Genomic DNA, 18,403 nt, shown 5'->3' on the forward strand with positions numbered 1-18,403 from the left:
CCCTCACCGCCCCGGGCGCTGCGCCTGGGGACACTTCACCTCGAAGCGCTCCAGCTCATCCGGCGACGCACCCAACCGTGCGGCCGTGAGGCAGCCGCCCCATACGCAGCCCGTGTCCAGCGCCAGCAGGTGCGGCCGGTGCACGCCGCGCAGGGTGGACCAATGGCCGAAGGCCACGGGGGTGTCCGCGGTGCGGCGGCCGGGCACCTCGAACCAGGGCAGATGGCCCTCGGGCGCGGCGCCCGCGCCGTCCTTGGTCTCGAACTCCATCTCGCCCTCGGGCGTGCAGAAGCGCAGCCGCGTGAAGGCGTTGACGATCACGCGCAGGCGGTCGCTGCCCTGCAGGGCCTCGTGCCAGCGCGCGGGCTGGTTGCCGTACATCTGGTGCAGGAAGCCGCCCCAGTCGGGGGACTGCAGCACGGTTTCCACCTCGTGCGCGAGCTGCAGCGCCTCGGCCGCGTCCCACTGCGGCAGCACGCCGGCGTGCACCAGCAGCCAGCCCCGCTCCATCAGGGCCAGGGGGCGCTGGCGCAGCCAGTCGAGCAGGGCTTCGCGGTCGGTCGCGGCCAGGATGTCGCCGATGGTGTCCACGCGGTGCGGCCGGCGCACGCCCTGCGAGACCGCGAGCAGGTGCAGGTCGTGGTTGCCCAGCAGGCACTGGCCGCTGCCGCCGAGCGCGATCAGCCGGCGCAGCGCGGCGAGCGAGGCGGGGCCGCGGTTGATGAGGTCGCCCAGCACCACGAGGCGGTCGCGGCTGGGCGAGAAGTCCACGAGCTCGAGCAGGCGGCCCAGGGGCTCGTCACAGCCCTGCACATCGCCGATGAGATAAATTGCCATCGCCCGATTATGGGTACCCCCCCTGCCATGGATACCGTCCTCATCGTTTTCCTGACGCTGCTCAACGGCGCTTTCGCGATGTCCGAGCTCGCGCTGGCGTCCAGCCGCAAGGCCCGCCTGGCGGCCATGGCCGAGGCCGGCGACAAGGGCGCGCGCACCGCGCTCGACCTGCTCGACAACCCCACGCAATTCCTGTCCTCGGTGCAGGTGGGCATCACTTCCATCGGCATGCTCAACGGCATCGTGGGCGAGGCGGCGTTCAGCGACGACCTGGGCCTGTGGTTCCAGTCGCTGGGCCTCAAGGGCAGCGTGGCCGGCGTGCTGGCCACGGCGCTGGTGGTCACGGTCATCACCTTCATCACCATCGTGTTCGGTGAACTGGTGCCCAAGCGCATCGGCCAGCTCTACCCCGAGGCCGTGGCGCGCTGGGTCTCGCGGCCCATGGCGGCGGTGGCGCGCGGCGCCAAGCCCTTCGTGTGGTTGCTGACGCACACCACCCAGGGGGTGCTGAAGGCCCTGCGCGTGGACAACAGCGCCGCGCAGGTGGTCACGGAAGAAGAGATCCAGGCCAGCCTGGCCGAGGGCGTGGACGCCGGCATCATCGAAGCGCAGGAGCACCGCATGGTGCGCAACGTGTTCGGCCTGGACGAGCGCCTGCTCACCTCCATCATGGTGCGGGCCTCGGACATCGAATGGCTGGATGCGGCGATCGGCGTGGACGACGCGGTGCGCCAGGCCGCGGCCTCGGGGCACTCCTGGTACCCGGTGTGCCGCGGCGGGCTGGAGGACGTGGTGGGCGTGATCCACGTGCCGCGCCTGCTGGCCCTGCAGGCCGGGGGCGAGCGGGGGCCGGTGGGCCCGCTCGCGCAGCCGGCGGTGTTCGTGCCCGAGACGCTCACCGGCATGGAACTGCTGGAGCAGTTCCGCGCGCGGGCCACGCGCATGGCCTTCGTGGTGGACGAGTACGGCGTGGTGCAGGGCCTGCTGACGCCGCTGGACATGTTGGAGGCGATCACGGGCGAGCTCTCGCCCGAGCAGCCGGTGGACGCCTGGGCGCACCCTTGCGAGGACGGCAGCTGGCAGGTGGACGGCGCGATGCCGGTGGCCGAGCTGAAGTCGAGGCTGGAGATCGACGCGCTGCCCGACGAGGACCGGGGCCGCTACGCCACCGTGGCGGGGCTGATGCACTCCATGGCCGGCGAGCTGCTGCACCAGGGGCAGCACGTGGACGGCGCGGGCTGGCGCTTCGAGGTGGTGGAACTGGACGGCCGGCGCATCGCGCGCGTGCGGGTGACCCCGCTGCCGCCGGACGATGCCGAAGCGCCCGACGCGCGCCTGGACGGCTGATCCGCGACCGCTTCAGGCCACGCCCCACCAAGGCGGCAGCAGCGCGCGCACCTCGGGGCTGGCGAAGCGCTCGTCGAGCAGCAGCAGCGTGCCGCGGTCCTCGGGCGTGCGGATCAGGCGGCCGGCGGCCTGCACCACCTTGTGCAGGCCGGGGTAAAGGTAGGCGTCGGCCCAGCCCTGGGCGCCGGCCCGCTGCAGGCGCTCGCGCAGGGCCTCGCTCAAGGGGTCGGGCGGCGGCAGGCCCAGGGTGGCGATGCTCACGCCCACCAGGCGCGAGCCGGGCAGGTCGATGCCCTCGCCGAACACGCCGCCCAGCACCGCGAAGCCCATGCCCCGACCCCCTTCGACGAAGCGCGCGATGAAGGCCTCTCGCGCGGCCTCGTCCATGCTGCGCGACTGGGACCACACGGGCACGTCGGGCAGGACGGCGCGAAACGCCTCCAGCGCCTGCGTGAGGTAGTCGAAGCTGCTGAAGAAGGCCAGGTGGTTGCCCGGGTGCGCGCGGTAGTGCGCGCCAAGTTCGTCCACCAGGCGCGGCAGGGTGCGCGCGCGGTCGGCCCAGCGCGTGGACAGGCCGTGCGCCACGCGCACCGACCACTGAGCCGGATCGAAGGGCGAGGCCACGTCGAGCCGCGCCACGGGGTCGGGCAGGCCGAGCAGGCGCTGGGTATGCGCCATGGGCGCCAGCGTGGCCGAGAACAGCGTGGCCGCGTGCGCGCCGGCCCAGCGCGGTGCGAGCAGCTCGGCCGGCAGCAGGCAGCGCAGCGCCAGGCGCGGGCGCGGCTTGCCGCGCCGCGCGGGCGGGCCGGGCGATCGCTCCACCACCGAATGCGCGCCGAAGCGCTCGGCCACGCGCAGGAAGTGCAGGGCCTCGAACAGCCAAGGCTGCAGCGCGGCGGCGGCCTGCGGGTGGCGCGCCATGAAGTCGCTGAGGGTGGCGGCGTGGCGGCCCAGGGTGGCCATGAAGGCGGCGGGCAGGGCGTCGTCGAGCGTGGTGGTGCCGGGCCCGTCCAGGGCCAGCGCGCCCCAGGCGCGGTGCACCGCGTCCAGGCTGGATTTCAGCGCCTGCGGTGCCTGCGCGCGCCAGGCGCCGAAGCGCAGCGGGTCCAGCTCGGCGCTGTACATGGCGCGCGCGCGCTCGGCGAGGTTGTGGGCTTCGTCGAGCAGCAGCTGCACGCGCCAGCCCTCGGCCTGGGCGAGCGACCAGGCCTGGGCGCTGAGGTCGAACCAGTGGTTCACGTCGCCCACCACCACGTCGGCCCAGCGCTGCATTTCCTGGGCGAGGTAGTAGGGGCAGATGCGGTGCGCCAGCGCGATGTCGCGCAGGGCCTCGCGGTCCAGCCAGGCGCGCCGCACGGCGGCCTGGCGCGCACCGTCCAGGCGGTCGTAGAAGCCCTGCGCGAGCGGGCAGGACTCGCCGTGGCAGGCCTTGTCGGGGTGCTCGCAGGCCTTTTCGCGCGCCAGGCGCTCCAGCACGCGCAGCGGCTGGGCCTTCAGCCGGCGCAGGCCGTCGAGGGCGATGGCGCGGCCGGTGGTCTTGGGCGTGAGCACCAGCAGCTGGTCGCTGCGCACCAGCGGCATGGCGCGCAGCGCACCGAAGAGCGTGGCCACGGTCTTGCCGATGCCGGTGGGCGCCTGCGCCAGCAGGTGGCGGCCCGCGCGCTGGGCGCGAAACACCGCCTCGGTGAGTTCGCGCTGGCCGGCGCGGTAGTCGCGGAAGGGAAAGGGCGTGGCGGCCAGCGCGGCGTCGCGCGCGCGGCGGTGCGCGGCTTCCTGCCGCGCCCAGTCGCGGTAGCGCGCGCACAGGCCTTGCGTGAAGGCCTGCAGGGCCTCGCGCGTGGCCTGGCGCGTGTGCACCGTTTCATGGCCGCTGTCGATGTCGTAGTAGACCAGCGCGAGTTCGATCGATGCCAGGCCCTCGGCTTCGCACAGCAGCCAGCCGTAGACCTGGGCCTGCGCCCAGTGCAGGGCCTGGCGGTTGGGCGCGATGAGGGCCGGGTCGCCGCGGTGGGTCTTGGTTTCGTCGAGGCGGCGGGCCTGGGGGTCGTAGCCGTCGGCTCGGCCCTGCAGCAGCAGGCCCTCGCACAGGCCCGAGAGCGTGCGCTCGCGCTGGTAGTGCGCGGGGCGGCGCGCGGCCACGCTGGCGTGGCCCGCGATGCCCTCGAAGGCGCTGGGTGCTGGCGTGAAGCGGTGGTCGAGGTCGCCCGCGCGCGCCGCGAAGTCGCACAGGCGCCGCACGGCGACGCGCAGGGGCTCGGGGACGGGTTCGGCGGACACGGAGCGGGGATGATACGGAAGGACAGGAAGGACAATGGCGCGGTGAGCGAGCCTTCCCCGTTGCCACTGCCGCTGCCCCTGACCCGGCGCCACCACCAGCGCCTGCGCGAGATGCACCGCTCGGCCGGCTGGCCCTGCCACGATGCCATCGAGGTCGAGCTGATCGCGGCCGGTTGCCTGCAGCGCTGTTTCGACGGCGTGGGCCGCGAGCACCTGCGCGTGAGCGACGAGGGCATCGCCTTGCTGGCGCGCATTTACGCGCGCAACCGCGCGGCGCTGTCGGCGCACGAGGCGCTGGTGCAGCGCGTGGCGCTGGAGCAGGCGCGCGCGGGCCGGCTGGCCTGGTGCGGGCTGGCGCTGCGCGCGCCGCTGCCGCGCGAGGGCGCACCGCTGGCCAGCGACTGGGTGGTGGCCTGCCCGGACGTGTACTCGATCCGCCGCAGCTCGCGCACCGACTGGCTGGAGCCCGTGGTGCACGAGATCAAGGTGAGCCGCGCCGACCTGCTGTCCGACCTGCGCAAGGCCGACAAGCGCGCGGCCTACCTGGGCATGGCGGGGGCGGTCTGGTACGTGCTGGGCCGCGACGCCAAGGGCCGACCCGTGGGCGACGAGCGCGACGTGCCCGAGGACTGCGGCGTGCTGGTGGACGCCGGCACCGCCGGTGGCTGGGAGCTGCGCCGCGAGGCGCCGCGCCGCGCGGTGCCGCAGCTGCCGCTGGGCGTGTGGCTGGCCCTGGCGCAGGCCACGCCTGTGCGGGCCGAAGAACCCGACCAGCAGGGCCTCTGACCATAGTGCCGTCGGCCGTCCAGCCGGGGCGGTCTCGGGCGGGCTGCGGATACCCGTGGGCGCCCCGGCTGGCTACCTTGTGGACTGACCGGGTGGCGGGCCCGCCCGGTCGCGTCCCGGCCGTTTCCGCGGGGGCGTGCCCGGGCCCGGCTTCCTGGGGAGCGCGGCATGCAGACGGTGCGTCGATCGATGGGGTGGTTCGCGGCGGCGATGGCGCTGGTGTCCGTGACCGCGTGCGGGGGCGGTGGGGGCGATGCCGGCACCCGTGGCGGATCGGGCAACTCCGCGAGCCCCAGCACAAGCCCCAGCCCGGCCCCGGGCGGCAGCCCCGCGCCATCGCCATCGCCATCCCCATCCCCATCCCCATCGCCTGCACCGGCGCCCTCCCCGGCCCCCGTCCCCGCACCACCGCCCGCCGGCACACCGCCGGCCGCGCCGCCGCCGGGTTCGGGCAGCGCGCCCCTTCCCGACCCCGGCTCTGGTGCGGGCGCCACCCCCTTCACCTTGACGATCACGGCCGCGCCCCAGCGCGGCCTGAAGCTCGATTGGACCGCGGTCACAGGCGCTTTCAACTACCGGATCGACCGGGACGTCGACGCCACCGACGGTGTCGACACCTTCGGTTCGACGGCCGTGGCCGGCGCCGCGGCGCCGACGCAGTCGCACACCTTCACCGACCTGCGCCTCGTCGAGGCCATGAACCACCGGTACCGCATCCGCGCGTTGGCGGACAACGGCACCACCCTGGCCACGGCCTTCGCCACGGTGAGTGGCGATCTGGCCGCCTCGATCGACAGCGTGTCCAACCCGGTGGACGACTCCGGCGGCAACCGGGCGCGCGTGATGGCCACGGCCCTGCGCGACCAGGACGTCGTGCGGCATGTGCTGGCCGTGGGCCTGCCAGGGGCGAACCAAGGCATGGGCCTGGTCAAGGTTTACGAACGCCTGCCGCAGGGCGGGGCCTGGACCGAGGTCCAGACCCTGTCGCTGCCGCAGGCGGCCTTGGGTGACTTCTTCGGCGCCAGCGTGGCCCTGTCGCCCCATGGGCTCTGGCTCGCGGTGGGCGTGCCGGGCGACGACCATGCCACTGCGGGCACGGGCGTCAACCCCCAGCCCTCGGCGCTGGCGCGCGAGGTGCAGGATTCGGGCGCGGTGCAGGTCTACCAGTACGTGGCGGGCCAGGGCTGGACACCGCATGCCCGCTTCAAGGCCCTCAACGCGGGGGCGGGCGACGCCTTCGGCACCGCCGTGGCCATCAGCGACCAGGGCCACCTGCTCGTGGGCGCGCCCAACGAGGACAGCGCGGCGGACCCGGGCGTGTACCAGCCGTCCTCCGCCGACTCACCCGAACTGGGCGATGGCCCCACCAATATCCAGGACCGGGGCGCGGTGTACGCCTACGCGAACACCGCGCAGGGCTATGCCTTTGACGCCTATGTGAAACCCCTGGTCACCGATGCGTCCCAGTCGTCGATGTACTTCGGTGCCGCGCTCGCCATGGACGCGACCGGGCAGCGGGTGGCCGTGGGCGCGCCCCGCGCGTCCTACGACGGCGCGCTCGCCGGGGGGGTGGCGTTCTACAGCGTGTCGTGGGCCCCGCCATCCGATCCTCCCTGGACGCGGTGGAACCTGCTGCAAACCGTCGGCCCCGGGGGCGATCGCCGCGTGGATGCCAGCACCAGCCCTTTGTCCCCCGCCTACCGCGGCCTGGGCGGCGCCCTGTCCATGAGCGCCGACGGCAACTGGCTGGCCGCCGGCTACGCCGAGAAGGGTGGCCTGGTGCCGCAGACCGGGCAGACCCTGCCCGCGAACGCGGGCCAGGTGGCCGTGTACCGGTTCCAGAACAACGCCTGGACCTGGCATTCCTCGCCGGTGGCGCCGGCCCCGCGCGCCAACGACCGCTTCGGCTCCAGCCTGGCCCTGGTCAATGGCGCCAACGGGCCCCAGCTGCTGGTCGGCACGCCCGAAGACGGTGCCCCGCACCAGGGCCTGATGCGCGCGGCGGACATCGTGCCCGTGGACATCGCATCGCTGGCGGAAGCCGGCGCGGCCTACTGCTTCGTGGGCAATGCCAGCGACCCCGGTCACCTTCACCAACCTGAGCCTGGCGGAGGCGGTCACCCACCGGTACCGCGTCACCGCCTGCGGCGCCAGCGGCTGCACCCTGGGCAGGGGCACCGCCGTGGTGAGCGGCGACCTCGCCAGCGCCATCGTCTCCGCCACCGCCGACGTCGACGATGGCACCCAGGTGGCGCGCGCCATGGCCAGCGGCCAGCGCGGCACCGCGCAGGTGCTGGCGGTGGGCTTGCCGGGCGCCAATGGCGAGCGCGGCATGGTGCTGCTGTACGAGCGCGCGGTGGACAGCGCCGCCTGGTCGCCGCTGCCGCTCACGCTGGCGCGGGTGAACGGCGCGGCGCTCGACCATTTCGGCGCCAGTGTGGCCCTGTCGGCCAACGGGCAATGGCTCGCGGTGGGCGTACCGGGCGACGACGCGCCGACCGCCCTGGACGGCGTCAACCCCAACCCGCCCGCGGGCACGGCGCCGGTGAATGATTCGGGCGCGGTGCAGGTGTACCGACACGCCAGCGGCGGCGGCTGGAACCTGGTGGCGCGCATCAAGGCCCCCAATGCCGGGGCGAAGGACGCCTTCGGCACCGCGGTCGCCATCGGCAACGAGGGGCAGCTGATCGTTGGCGCGCCCAACGAGGACGGCGGCGCGGAGGGTGGCGCCTACCGCTACGGCACGGCCGAGGCGGACGCCCTGAACGACCGCAGCGCCGAAGACCGCGGCGCGGTGTACGCGTACGCGGCCAGCGGCGATCTGTACAGCTTCAAGGCCTATGTCAAGCCGCCGGTGCAGCCGGGGTCGACCGGTGTGTTCTTCGGTGCGGCCCTCACGGCGGACCAGTCGGCCCAGCGGGTCGCCGTGGGCGCGCCGCGCGCCTCCTTCAACGGGCAGCTGGCCGGTGGCGTGCTGATCTATGACTTGGCCTGGCTCTGGTCCGGCGCGGCCAAGCCGGACCCGCTGGCGGCGGGTTTTGCGCCGCAGGCCAACCGGTCCTCGCCAGTCACGCCCAACCCCGCGCCCTCATCCCCCGCCTACCGGGGCTTTGGTGGCGCCGTGTCGATGGGCGCGGGCGGCGACTGGCTGGCGGTGGGCTACGCCGAGAAGGGCTACGACCCGCAGGACGGCGGCCCGATCCGTTCCGCCGCGGGCCAGGTGATCGTGTACCGGCGCCAGGGCACGGCCTGGAGCGAGCACTCGGTCCTGCTGGCGCACACGCCGCACGCGAACGACCGCTTCGGCATCAGCGTGTCGCTGGTGAGCGCCAACGGTCCGCAGCTGCTTGTCGGGGCCAGCGAGGACGGCGCCCAGCACAAGGGCCTGCAGCGGGCGGCGGAGGTCGCGCTGGAAGACGCGCAGCCGCTCGAATCGCCGGCCGACGCCGGTGCGGCGTACTGCTTCGTGGCGAACCCCGACGCCAGCCAGCCCCTGGTGCTCAAGGCGCGGCTGAAGGCGCCCACGCCCCTGGGCAACCAGTGGCTCGGTCTGGCCACCGCGATGACGCGGGACGGCAAGGAGCTCCTGCTGAGCGGTCACCACGTCGACACCTCCAGCGCGGTCTTCTTCGGCTACTGAGCCCTGGCCCGCAGCAGCCGCAGCCCGTTGAACACCACCAGCAGGCTGGCGCCCATGTCGGCAAACACCGCCATCCACATGGTGGCGTTGTCGAACAGCGCGAGCAGCAGGAAGACGAACTTGATGCCCAGCGCCAGCGCGATGTTCTGCCACAGCACCGCGTGCGTGCGCCGGGACAGGCGCACCGTCTCCGGCAGCTTGCGCAGGTCGTCGTTCATGACGATGACGTCGGCGGCTTCCATGGCGGTGTCGCTGCCCGCGCCGCCCATGCCGAAGCCGATGGTGGCGGCGCTCAGCGCCGGGCCGTCGTTGATGCCGTCGCCCACCATGCCCACGGCGCCCTGGGCGCGCAGGGCCTCGATGGCTTCGAGCTTGTCCTGGGGCAGCAGATTGGCGCGCACCTCGCCGATGCCCACCTGGGCCGCGATGGCCTGGGCCGTGGCCGGATTGTCGCCGGTGAGCATGACCGTGCCGATGCCCAGCGCGTTCAGCGCCTGGATGGCCTCGCGGCTGCTGGCCTTGGTGGTGTCGGCCACCGCGAACAGCGCGAGCACGCCCTGGGCGCCCGCGAGCAGGGTGACGGTGCGGCCCTGGGCCTCGTGCTCGCGCATCAGCGCCTCCAGCTCGGGCGAGCACTGCCGGCGCTCTTCCATCCAGCGGTGGTTGCCCAGCGCGTAGGCCTGGCCCTCGACCTGGCCGCGCACGCCGCGGCCAGGCTCGGCGGCGAAGGCCTCGACGGGCGCGGCGGGGCCGTCGAGGCCGACGGCGATGGCCTTGGACACCGGGTGGTCCGAGCGCGCCGCCAGGCCGCGCGCGATGGCCAGCACCCGCTCGGGCGCCAGCGCGCCCGGCAGCAGGGCCTGCGCCACCAGGCGCGGCTTGCCCTCGGTGAGGGTGCCCGTCTTGTCGACGGCCAGCACGCGCAGGCGGCGCGCCTCCTCCAGGTACACGCCGCCCTTGATGAGGATGCCGCGGCGCGCCGCCGCCGCCAGGCCGCTCACCACGGTCACCGGGGTGGAGATCACCAGCGCGCAGGGGCAGGCGATGACCAGCAGCACCAGCGCCTTGTAGACGGCGCTCAGCCAGGGCCAGCCGAACAGCAGCGGGCCGCTCAGCGCCACGGCGAGCGCGATGACGAACACCGCCGGCGTGTAGACGGACGCGAAGCGGTCGACGAAACGCTGCGTCGGCGCGCGCTTGGACTGGGCCTGCTCGACGGCGTCGATGATGCGCGCCAGCACGGTGTCGCCCGCGGGCTTGGCCACCTCGAACTCCAGCGCGCCGTGCTGGTTGATGGTGCCGGCGAAAACCTCGTCGCCCGGGCCCTTGTCCACGGGGATGCTCTCGCCGGTGATGGGTGACTGATCGGCCGCGCTGTGGCCGGCGGTGACCCGGCCGTCGAGCGCGAAGCGTTCGCCGGGCTTGATGCGCACGGTGGCGCCCACGGCCACCGTTTTCGCGTCCACCAGGGCCCACTGGCCGTCGGCCTGGCGCACCTCCGCCTGGGGCGGCGACAGGGCCAGCAGGCCGGCGATGGCGTTGCGCGCGCGCTCCACCGAGCGCGCCTCGATCAGCTCGGCCAGCGAGTACAGCGCCATCACCATGGCCGCCTCGGGCCATTGGCCGATCAGGAAGGCGCCGGTGACGGCCACCGCCATCAGCGCGTTGATGTTGAGCTGGCCGCGCCGCAGCGACGACCAGCCCTTGCGGTAGACCGAGGTGCCGGCCAGCGCGATGGCGCCCGCCGCGACGCCCATGCCCAGCAGTTCCCAGGGCAGGGTGTCGGGGGCGAAGAATTCGATGAGTTCGGACAGCAGGGCCACCACCAGGGCGGCGACCAGCCGCCACAGCTCGCGCTGCTGCGATTGCGCGGTGGCCTGCGCCGAGGGCGGCGCGGCGACCCGTTCGGTCTGGAAGCCGGCCGAGCGGATGGCCGCGTCCAGCGGTTCCCAGGACGCTTCGGGCGCCTCGATGCCCAGGGTGCGGCCGGGCAGGTCGAAGTGCAGGCGGCGGACCTCGCTGAAGCGCTCCAGCGCGCGGCGGATCTCGCCTTCCTCGGTCGGGCAGTCCATGGCGGGAATGCGCAGCAGCAGCTCGCCGGGCGCGGCGGCGCGCGGGGGGCGGGTGAGCGACACCGGCGCGGCGCAGGCGGCGCCGTCGCAGCAGGCCTGCGCCTGGCCGTGGTCGTGGTCGTGGTCGTGGCTCTCCTTGTGGTCGTGCCCACCGTGGCCGTGATCGTGGCCGTGGGGGTCGTTCGCGTGTTCGTGGCGGGTGGTGGACATCGTGGTTGCTCTCCGGTCCACCGATTGAAATCCCTGTAGCGGGTACAGGGTCAAGCCCGCGCCGCCAGAAAGGACAAACCCCGCCGAAGCGGGGTTGTTTCCTGGGAGGGCTGGCGGATCAGGCCAGCATGTCGGCCCAGATGTTGCGTGCCCAGCCGAGGGCGTAGGCGCCTTCGATCTCGCTCGCCGCGCTGGACAGGCCGCCCGAGCCCGGCACCGTCAGCATGGTCTTCTGCGCGGCGTCGTAGCGGTGCACGCTGGCCACGTGCACCACGTCCTTGGCGGTGACGAAGCTGTAGCAGGTGTTGGCGTACAGCGGGTTTTGCGGCGGTTGCTGGCCCATCAGCAGCGAGACCACCGCGGCCGCGCAGGTCTTGCCGTGCTGGTTGGCCATGTGGCCCGATTTGGGCATGGCCGGCGCGATCTGGATCGCGTCGCCCAGCACGTGGATGTTCTTGGCCACCTTCGATTCGAAGGTGAGGAAGTCCACCTCGCACCAGCGCGCGTTGGCCGTGGCCAGGCCGCTCTTGACGGCGATGGCGCCGGCGCGCATGTCGGGCAGCACGTTGGCCACGCCGGCCTTGAAGTCGTCGTTGAACTCGAACTTCAGGGTGTTGGTGGCGGCGTCCACGTCGACCACCTTGTGCTTGGGGCGGTATTCGATGAGGCCCTTGTAGTGCTCGTCCCAGGCCTTGAGGAACAGGCCCTTCTTGGAGGTGATGTCGTCGTTGGCGTCGAAGATGATGACCTTGCTCTTGGGCTTGGCCACCTTGAAGTAGCTCGCCACCATGCAGGCGCGCTCGTAGGGGCCGGGCGGGCAGCGGTAGGGCGCCAGCGGGATCGACAGCGCGTACGTGCCGCCGTCCGGCAGGGCCTTGAGCTGGTCGTGCAGCGCGGCCGTTTGCGGGCCGGCCTTCCAGGCGTGCAGGATCTTGTCGGCCGCCCCGGGCTTGGCCAGGCCGGGGATGGTGGGCATGAAGTCCACGCCGGGCGAGAGGATCAGCCGGTCGTAGGGCAGGGTGGCGCCGCTGGCCAGCTTCACGGTGCGCTTGTCGGGGTCGATGCTCTCGACCATGTCGCGCACCAGCTTCACGCCGTGCTTGCGCTGCAGCTGGTCGTAAGACACCGTGATGTCGGCCAGGGTCTTGTGGCCGCCCACCACCAGGTTGCTCAGCGGGCAGGACACGAAGTTGGCGTTGGGCTCCACCAGCGTCACCTCGACGCGGCCTTCGGAGAACAGGCGCAGGTACTTGGCGGCCGTGGCGCCGCCGTAGCCGCCGCCCACCACCACCACCTTGGGGCCGGCACCGCCGCCGGTGGCGCATCCCGCCAGCAGGCCCAGGCCGGCCACCGCCGAGCCGGCGCCCAATGTCTGTACGAATTGACGACGTTTCATGGCGGGGCTCCTCACTTCTTCTGGGCCGCGAAGTACGCGGCGATCTGGGCCAGCTGCTCGTCGCTGTAGCCCTTGGACAGCTGGTGCATGATGGTCGCGGGCCGCTGGCCGTTCTTGAAGGCCAGCAGCTGCTGCAGCAGCTCGTTCTTGTCCCGGCCGGCCAGGGCGATCATGCCGGGCTCGGCCCGGCCGTCGGTGCCATGGCAGTTGGCGCAGGCCGCCGCCCAGACCTTGATCTGGTTGACCTGGGCCTGGGCCCCGGCGGCGGCAGCGAGCAGGGTCGCCGCCGCCAGCCATTTTGTTGTCCTTTGCATCGTCGTCTCCGATTGCGGGTTGGGATGGAAGCGCACCCAAAACTGTAGCAGCGGGCCTCCCTCGAAAAACAGATACCGGTATGCGCGGGTCGCACAGGGGCATTGAAGACCAGCGGGTCGGGAATTGCATCAAGGGTTTACGCGCATCCAAATATCAGCAATTAACGATATAGTCGCGGCCCTGAGATCTCTCCCTGAACGGACGCATCGTGTCGGACGCACTGCAACACACCATCGGACGGGTGCTGCCCGCCCCTGAAAACCACCTCGACGCCAACCAGCTCGACGCCGCGCGCAAGGCGCGCCGCAGCTTCATGGGCAAGGCGCTGGCCATGGGCGCGGGCGCCGTGGCCGTGGGCCACGCCCCTCGCGCGCGCGCGAGCGAAGGCGACCCCGCCATCCTGAAGATGCCCGAGCACACCCGCGGCCTGGGCCGGCCGGTGGCGGACAACCCCTATGGCCAGCCGAGCAAGTGGGAAGCCAACCTGCAGCGCCGCCAGAGCCCGGGTCTCACGCGCGTGCCGCAGGCCTCGGTGAGCTTCACGCCGCTGCAGGGGCTGTTCGGGATCATCACGCCCAGCGGCCTGCATTTCGAGCGCCACCACCAGGGCTGGTGGGACATCGACCCCAGCCAGCACCGCCTCATGGTGCATGGCCTGGTCAAGCGCTCGCGCGTCTTCACCATGGACGACCTGATGCGCCTGCCCAGCGTCTCGCGCATCCACTTCATCGAATGCGGCGCGAACTCGGCGCCCGAGTGGGGCAACGTCGCCCTGCCGTCCGTGCAGTACACGCACGGCATGGTGAGCTGCTCCGAGTTCACCGGCGTGCGCCTGTCCACCCTGCTGGAGATGTGCGGCGTGGACAAGAAGCTCGGCAAGTACGTGCTGGCCGAGGGCGCCGATGGCTCGTCGATGACGCGCACCATCGACATGGAGCGCGCCATGGAAGACTGCATCGTCGCCTGGGCCATGAACGGCGAGATGCTGCGCCCCGAGAACGGCTATCCGCTGCGCCTGGTGGTGCCCGGCATCCAGGGCGTGAGCTGGGTGAAGTACCTGCGTCGCCTGGAAGTGGGCGACCAGAAGTGGGCCACCAAGGACGAGACCATCCACTACATCGACCTCATGCCGGACGGCACGCACCGCCAGTACACCGGCATCCAGGAGTGCAAGAGCGTGATCACCACGCCCTCGGGCGGGCAGATGCTGCTCGACAAGGGCTACTACAACGTCAGCGGCCTGGCCTGGTCGGGCCGTGGCTCGATCAAGCGCGTGGACGTGAGCGTGGACGGCGGGCGCAACTGGCGCACCGCGCGCCTGGAAGGCCCGGTGCTGGACAAGGCGCTCACGCGCTTCAACATCGACTGGGTCTGGGACGGCAAGCCCGCCGTGCTGCAAAGCCGGGCCATCGACAGCACCGGCTACGTGCAACCCAAGATCAACCAGCTGAGGGCGGTGCGTGGCTCGCGCTCGATCTACCACCAGAACGCGATCCAGTCGTGGCGGGTGGCGGAGAACGGCGAAGTGTCGAACGTACAGGTGTATTGATATGAAACTCCCCCGCCTCGCGACGCGCGATCCCCTCAAGGGGGCAACAGCTGCGGCCCGGCAAAGCCGGCTCCGCGGTGTTTCCCGGTTCTTCGTTGGCGCCCTCACGCTGGTGGTGAGCCAGCTCGCCTGGGCCCAGGCGCAGCCCTGGCACGATCTCGGCCGCGAGGCCACCCCGGCCGAGATCAAGGCCTGGGACATCGATGTGCGGCCCGATTTCAAGGGCCTGCCCAAGGGCGCGGGCAGCGTCTCGCTGGGCGAGCAGGTGTGGGAGGCGAAGTGCGCGTCCTGCCACGGCGTCTTCGGCGAGTCGAACGAGGTGTTCACGCCCCTCGTCGGCGGCACCACCAAGGCCGACATCGAGCGCGGCCGGGTGAAGAACCTCGAGCTGGGCAGCGTCTTCCCGCAGCGCACCACGATGATGAAGGCGTCCACGGTGTCCACGCTGTGGGACTACATCAACCGCGCCATGCCCTGGAACGCGCCCAAGTCGCTCAAGACCGACGAGGTCTACGGCGTGCTGGCCTACATGCTGAGCCTGGCCGACGTGGTGCCGGCCGACTACACGCTGTCGGACGAGAACATCGCGGACGTGCAGAAGCGCCTGCCCAACCGCAACGGCCTGGTGTTCTACGAGCCCCTGTGGAAGGTCTCCGGCAAGGGCGACGTGAAGAACGTGGCCTGCATGAAGGACTGCCCGACCGAGGCCAAGGTGCGCTCGGCGCTGCCCGACTTCGCGCGCGACGCGCACGGCAACATCCAGGAGCAGAACCGCGTGGTGGGTCCGGTGCGCGGCGCCGACACCACCAAGCCGCCGCCGACCGCGCCGGCGGGCAGTGCCCCGGCGCCCGCGCCGGTGGTGGTAGCCGCCGCGCCCGCCGCGTCCGGCGGCGTGGACGTCAAGGCGCTGCTGAGCAGCAACGGCTGCACGGCCTGCCACGGCGTGAGCAACAAGATCGTCGGCCCTGGCTTCACCGACATCCTGGCCAAGCACAAGGGCAAGGCCGATCTGGAAGCCTACCTGGCCGCCAAGATCAAGGCCGGCGGCAGCGGCGTGTTCGGCGCCGTCCCCATGCCGCCCCAGCCCCAGCTCAAGGACGCCGAGGCCCAGGCGATCGCGCGCTGGATCGCTGCCGGTCCGCGCTGAACCGGGCCCGCCCCTACGCGTTTTCCCCCTGTCCGTTCCCACGAGGAAACATTAGTCTATGAGCATGAAGATGTTGATTGCCGCCGCGACCGCGGTCGCGGCCGTGTCGGTGCTGCCGGCGCACGCGATGGACGCGGCGGCCGCCAAGGCCCTGGCGACCAAGAGCGCCTGCATGGCCTGTCACGCGGTCGACCGCAAGCTGGTCGGCCCGGCGTTCAAGGATGTGGCCGCCAAGCACAAGGGCCAGGCCGACGCGCCCGAGAAGGTGGCCGCGCGCATCAAGTCGGGCGGTTCGGGCCTGTATGGCCCGGTGCCCATGCCGCCCCAGCCCGGTCTCAAGGACGACGAATTGAGGCTATTGGCCGCCTGGGTGCTGGCCGGTGCCCCCGATAAGTAAACTCCCACCCCCTCACGCCCCGAATTTGTACAGGAGTTCAACCATGAACCAGACCCGTCGAGACGCTCTCAAGACCACCGGTGCCCTCGCCACCCTGGTCTCTCTGGGCATCGTCACCCAGAGCCAGGCGCAGGCCGCGCTGGAGCGCGCCAGCTTCGAGGGCAAGACCCTGGCCGACGCCCTCAAGGCCGTCGGCGGCACGCCGGCCAACAGCGACCAGGTGAGCGTGGTGGCCCCGGACATCGCCGAGAACGGCGCCGTGGTGCCCATCGGTGCCGCGAGCAAGCTGCCCAACACCACCGAGATTTTCCTGATCGTCGAGAAGAACCCTATGCCCCTGGCCGCGGCCTTCACCATCCCGGCCGGCACGCTGCCTGAAATCTCCACGCGCCTGAAGATGGGCCAGAGCTCCAACGTGATCGCCGTGGTCAAGGCCGACGGCAAGCTCTATTCGGCCACCAAAGAAACCAAGGTCACGCTGGGCGGCTGCGGCGGCTGATCGCCGCGCACCCCTTCCGAGATTCAACGTACACAGGAGTCCCCCATGGCTGATCCGATGCGCATCCGCGCCGCCGTTGCCGACGGCGAAACCACCGTCCGTGTGCTCATGTCGCACATCATGGAGCCCGGCACGCGCCGCGACGCGTCCGGCAACCTCATCCCCGGCCACTTCATCACGAGCGTCGACTGCACCCACAACGGCAAGGCCGTGCTGCAGGCGCAGTTCACCGGCGCCGTGGCCCAGAACCCCTTCCTGTCCTTCAAGTTCAAGGGCGGCGCCAAGGGCGACAAGATCGTCGTGAAGTGGAGCGACAACAAGGGCGACTCGCGCACCGACGAGGCGACGATCGCCTGAGCACCCCCCACGCGGCCATCCGTCCAGGGCGGGGCGGGTGGTCGCCGGTTTTCCGACAACGCCTGAGAAGAGGAGATCTCCCCATGAAGCGACCTGTTTCCCGCGCCATCGCCTTTGCGGCGTTGGTGCTTGGCGCCGCTGCCGCGCACGCGCAGTCGTCCACGGCCGACGGCATCGCCAAGTACCGCGAGATGCTGCAGGACGGCAACCCCGCCGAACTGTTCGAAATGAAGGGCGAAGAGCTCTGGAAGCAAAAGCGTGGGCCGAAGAACGCCTCGCTGGAGCAGTGCGACCTGGGCAAGGGCCCGGGCGTGATCAAGGGCGCCTTCGTGGAGCTGCCGCGCTTCTTCAAGGACACCAACCGGGTGGAAGACCTGGAGGGTCGCATCATCACCTGCATGGAAACCCTGCAGGGCTTCAAGGGCGACGAGGTTCGCAAGACGCCGTTTCGCCGTGGGGAAATGGCCAACGTGACGGCGATCGCCACCTATGTGGCCACCGCGTCCAAGGGCATGAAGATGGACCTGCCGCAGTCGCATCCGCAGGAAAGGATGATGTACGAGACGGGCAAGCGCCTGTTCTTCACGCGCGGCGGCACGCACGACTTCTCCTGCGCCTCCTGCCACGGCGCGGACGACAAGCGCATCCGCCTGCAGGACCTGCCCAACCTCACCAAGAACCCGGGCGACGGCATCGGCTTCGCCGCCTGGCCGGCCTACCGCGTGTCCAACGCGCAGATGTGGGGCATGCAGCTGCGCCTGAACGACTGCTTCCGCCAGATGCGCTGGCCCGAGCCCAAGTTCGGCAGCGACGCCACGCTGGCGCTGAGCGTCTACATGGGCGTCAACGCCAAGGGCGCCGAGTCCGCCGTGCCCGCGATCAAGCGCTGAAGAGGAGACCCACGATGAACAAGAAGACCATCCTCGCCATCCTGCCGCTGGCCGCGCTGCTCGCCGCCTGCTCGATGCCGCCCTCGCAGGCCGACGTCGAGAAGGCCACGGCCGACATGATGAAGAACTCCTTCCAGGCCAAGGGCATCGCCACCCTGGATCGCCTGGAGCAGGACCAGGCCAACGCCACCTGCCTGCAAGCCGATCTCTCGGGCAAGCCCCTGGACGAGAAGCTCGCCAAGGCGGTCGAGGAAGCCAGCATGAAGACCATCAAATGGCCTTCCGATGGCAAGTTCCTGGGCGACTGGAAAGAGGGCGAGAAGATCGCCCAGAGCGGCCGTGGCCTGACCTGGACCGACGACGCGAAGCAGGCCAACGGGGGCAACTGCTACAACTGCCACCAGATCAGCAAGGAAGAGATTTCCTTCGGCACCCTGGGCCCCAGCCTCTACCACTACGGCAAGCTGCGCGGCGTGAGCGACCCGAACGCCGCGGGTTCCAAGGCCATCGTCGAGTACACCTGGGGCAAGCTCTACAACGCGCGCGCCTACAACGCCTGCTCGCAGATGCCGCGAGTGGGCCACAAGGGCATCCTCAACGAGACGCAGCTCAAGCACGTGATGGCGCTGCTGCTCGACCCGAACTCGCCCGTCAACAAGTGATTCCCGCAGCCCGGCGGCCTCT

Annotated in this window: 16 protein-coding genes; 11 read left to right on the forward strand and 5 right to left on the reverse strand. The window is 71.5% G+C overall.

The genetic code is table 11. From position 1 onward, the window contains the following. Nucleotides 1-3: 3 nt before the first annotated feature. Nucleotides 4-837, reverse strand: a complete 834-nt coding sequence (locus tag SOM08_RS05720; protein ID WP_116958186.1) for a symmetrical bis(5'-nucleosyl)-tetraphosphatase — start codon at nt 835-837, stop codon at nt 4-6. A 27-nt stretch (nt 838-864) separates the two neighbouring features. Between SOM08_RS05720 and SOM08_RS05725 the strand changes: the two genes are divergently transcribed. Next, on the forward strand, nt 865-2,184 hold the full coding sequence (locus SOM08_RS05725; protein WP_116958185.1) for a hemolysin family protein: 1,320 nt from the start codon (nt 865-867) through the stop codon (nt 2,182-2,184). 12 nt (nt 2,185-2,196) lie between these two features. On the opposite strand, the gene SOM08_RS05730 is transcribed toward SOM08_RS05725, so the two are convergent. Further along, nucleotides 2,197-4,461, reverse strand: a complete 2,265-nt coding sequence (locus tag SOM08_RS05730) for an ATP-dependent DNA helicase (RefSeq protein ID WP_322470232.1) — start codon at nt 4,459-4,461, stop codon at nt 2,197-2,199. A gap of 42 nt (nt 4,462-4,503) precedes the next feature. On the opposite strand from SOM08_RS05730, the gene SOM08_RS05735 reads away from it, so the two are divergent. From SOM08_RS05735 to SOM08_RS05745, 3 genes are all read left to right on the forward strand, one after another. Continuing rightward, nucleotides 4,504-5,247 carry a hypothetical protein gene (locus SOM08_RS05735; RefSeq protein WP_322470233.1) on the forward strand — a complete coding sequence of 248 codons (744 nt, stop codon included), beginning with the start codon at nt 4,504-4,506 and terminating at the stop codon, nt 5,245-5,247. A gap of 504 nt (nt 5,248-5,751) precedes the next feature. Beyond that, complete coding sequence (locus tag SOM08_RS05740) at nt 5,752-7,800, forward strand: hypothetical protein (protein ID WP_322470234.1); 2,049 nt, start codon at nt 5,752-5,754, stop codon at nt 7,798-7,800. A gap of 52 nt (nt 7,801-7,852) precedes the next feature. Next, on the forward strand, nt 7,853-8,887 hold the full coding sequence (locus tag SOM08_RS05745) for a hypothetical protein (RefSeq protein WP_322470690.1): 1,035 nt from the start codon (nt 7,853-7,855) through the stop codon (nt 8,885-8,887). Here SOM08_RS05745 and SOM08_RS05750 read toward each other — a convergent pair. From SOM08_RS05750 to SOM08_RS05760, 3 genes are all read right to left on the reverse strand, one after another. After that, entirely contained in the window at nt 8,881-11,169 is a 2,289-nt protein-coding gene (locus tag SOM08_RS05750; RefSeq protein ID WP_322470235.1) for a heavy metal translocating P-type ATPase, read from the reverse strand. The two genes, SOM08_RS05745 and SOM08_RS05750, sit on opposite strands and share 7 nt — an antisense overlap. Nucleotides 11,170-11,287: 118 nt before the next feature. Further along, the gene (locus SOM08_RS05755) at nt 11,288-12,565 is read right to left on the reverse strand and encodes an NAD(P)/FAD-dependent oxidoreductase (RefSeq protein WP_322470236.1); all 1,278 of its coding nucleotides are present in this window, start codon (nt 12,563-12,565) and stop codon (nt 11,288-11,290) included. Between the two features lie 11 nt (nt 12,566-12,576). Then, on the reverse strand, nt 12,577-12,879 hold the full coding sequence (locus SOM08_RS05760; RefSeq protein ID WP_116958180.1) for a c-type cytochrome: 303 nt from the start codon (nt 12,877-12,879) through the stop codon (nt 12,577-12,579). Nucleotides 12,880-13,088: 209 nt separating this feature from the next. Between SOM08_RS05760 and soxC the strand changes: the two genes are divergently transcribed. The 7 genes from soxC (at nt 13,089) to soxX (ending at nt 18,381) form a co-directional block, all read left to right on the forward strand. Beyond that, nucleotides 13,089-14,429, forward strand: a complete 1,341-nt coding sequence (gene soxC / locus SOM08_RS05765) for a sulfite dehydrogenase (RefSeq protein ID WP_322470237.1) — start codon at nt 13,089-13,091, stop codon at nt 14,427-14,429. A gap of 1 nt (nt 14,430) precedes the next feature. Then, nucleotides 14,431-15,576, forward strand: a complete 1,146-nt coding sequence (locus SOM08_RS05770; protein WP_322470238.1) for a c-type cytochrome — start codon at nt 14,431-14,433, stop codon at nt 15,574-15,576. Nucleotides 15,577-15,640: 64 nt separating this feature from the next. Continuing rightward, complete coding sequence (locus SOM08_RS05775) at nt 15,641-15,973, forward strand: c-type cytochrome (protein ID WP_322470239.1); 333 nt, start codon at nt 15,641-15,643, stop codon at nt 15,971-15,973. Nucleotides 15,974-16,016: 43 nt separating this feature from the next. Beyond that, nucleotides 16,017-16,472 carry a thiosulfate oxidation carrier protein SoxY gene (gene soxY, locus SOM08_RS05780; protein WP_116958177.1) on the forward strand — a complete coding sequence of 152 codons (456 nt, stop codon included), beginning with the start codon at nt 16,017-16,019 and terminating at the stop codon, nt 16,470-16,472. Nucleotides 16,473-16,517: 45 nt separating this feature from the next. Beyond that, nucleotides 16,518-16,829 (forward strand): thiosulfate oxidation carrier complex protein SoxZ, encoded by a 312-nt coding sequence (soxZ, locus tag SOM08_RS05785; protein WP_116958176.1) that lies wholly within the window; start codon nt 16,518-16,520, stop codon nt 16,827-16,829. A gap of 83 nt (nt 16,830-16,912) precedes the next feature. Next, a complete protein-coding gene (gene soxA / locus SOM08_RS05790) occupies nt 16,913-17,719 on the forward strand; it encodes a sulfur oxidation c-type cytochrome SoxA (RefSeq protein ID WP_322470240.1) in 807 nt (268 codons plus the stop codon). Nucleotides 17,720-17,733: 14 nt separating this feature from the next. After that, entirely contained in the window at nt 17,734-18,381 is a 648-nt protein-coding gene (soxX, locus tag SOM08_RS05795; RefSeq protein ID WP_116958174.1) for a sulfur oxidation c-type cytochrome SoxX, read from the forward strand. The last annotated feature ends 22 nt before the right edge of the window (nt 18,382-18,403 follow it).

The sequence above is a fragment of the Hydrogenophaga sp. SNF1 genome (genome assembly GCF_034421675.1).
In the GTDB taxonomy this organism is placed as follows: domain Bacteria; phylum Pseudomonadota; class Gammaproteobacteria; order Burkholderiales; family Burkholderiaceae_C; genus Hydrogenophaga; species Hydrogenophaga borbori.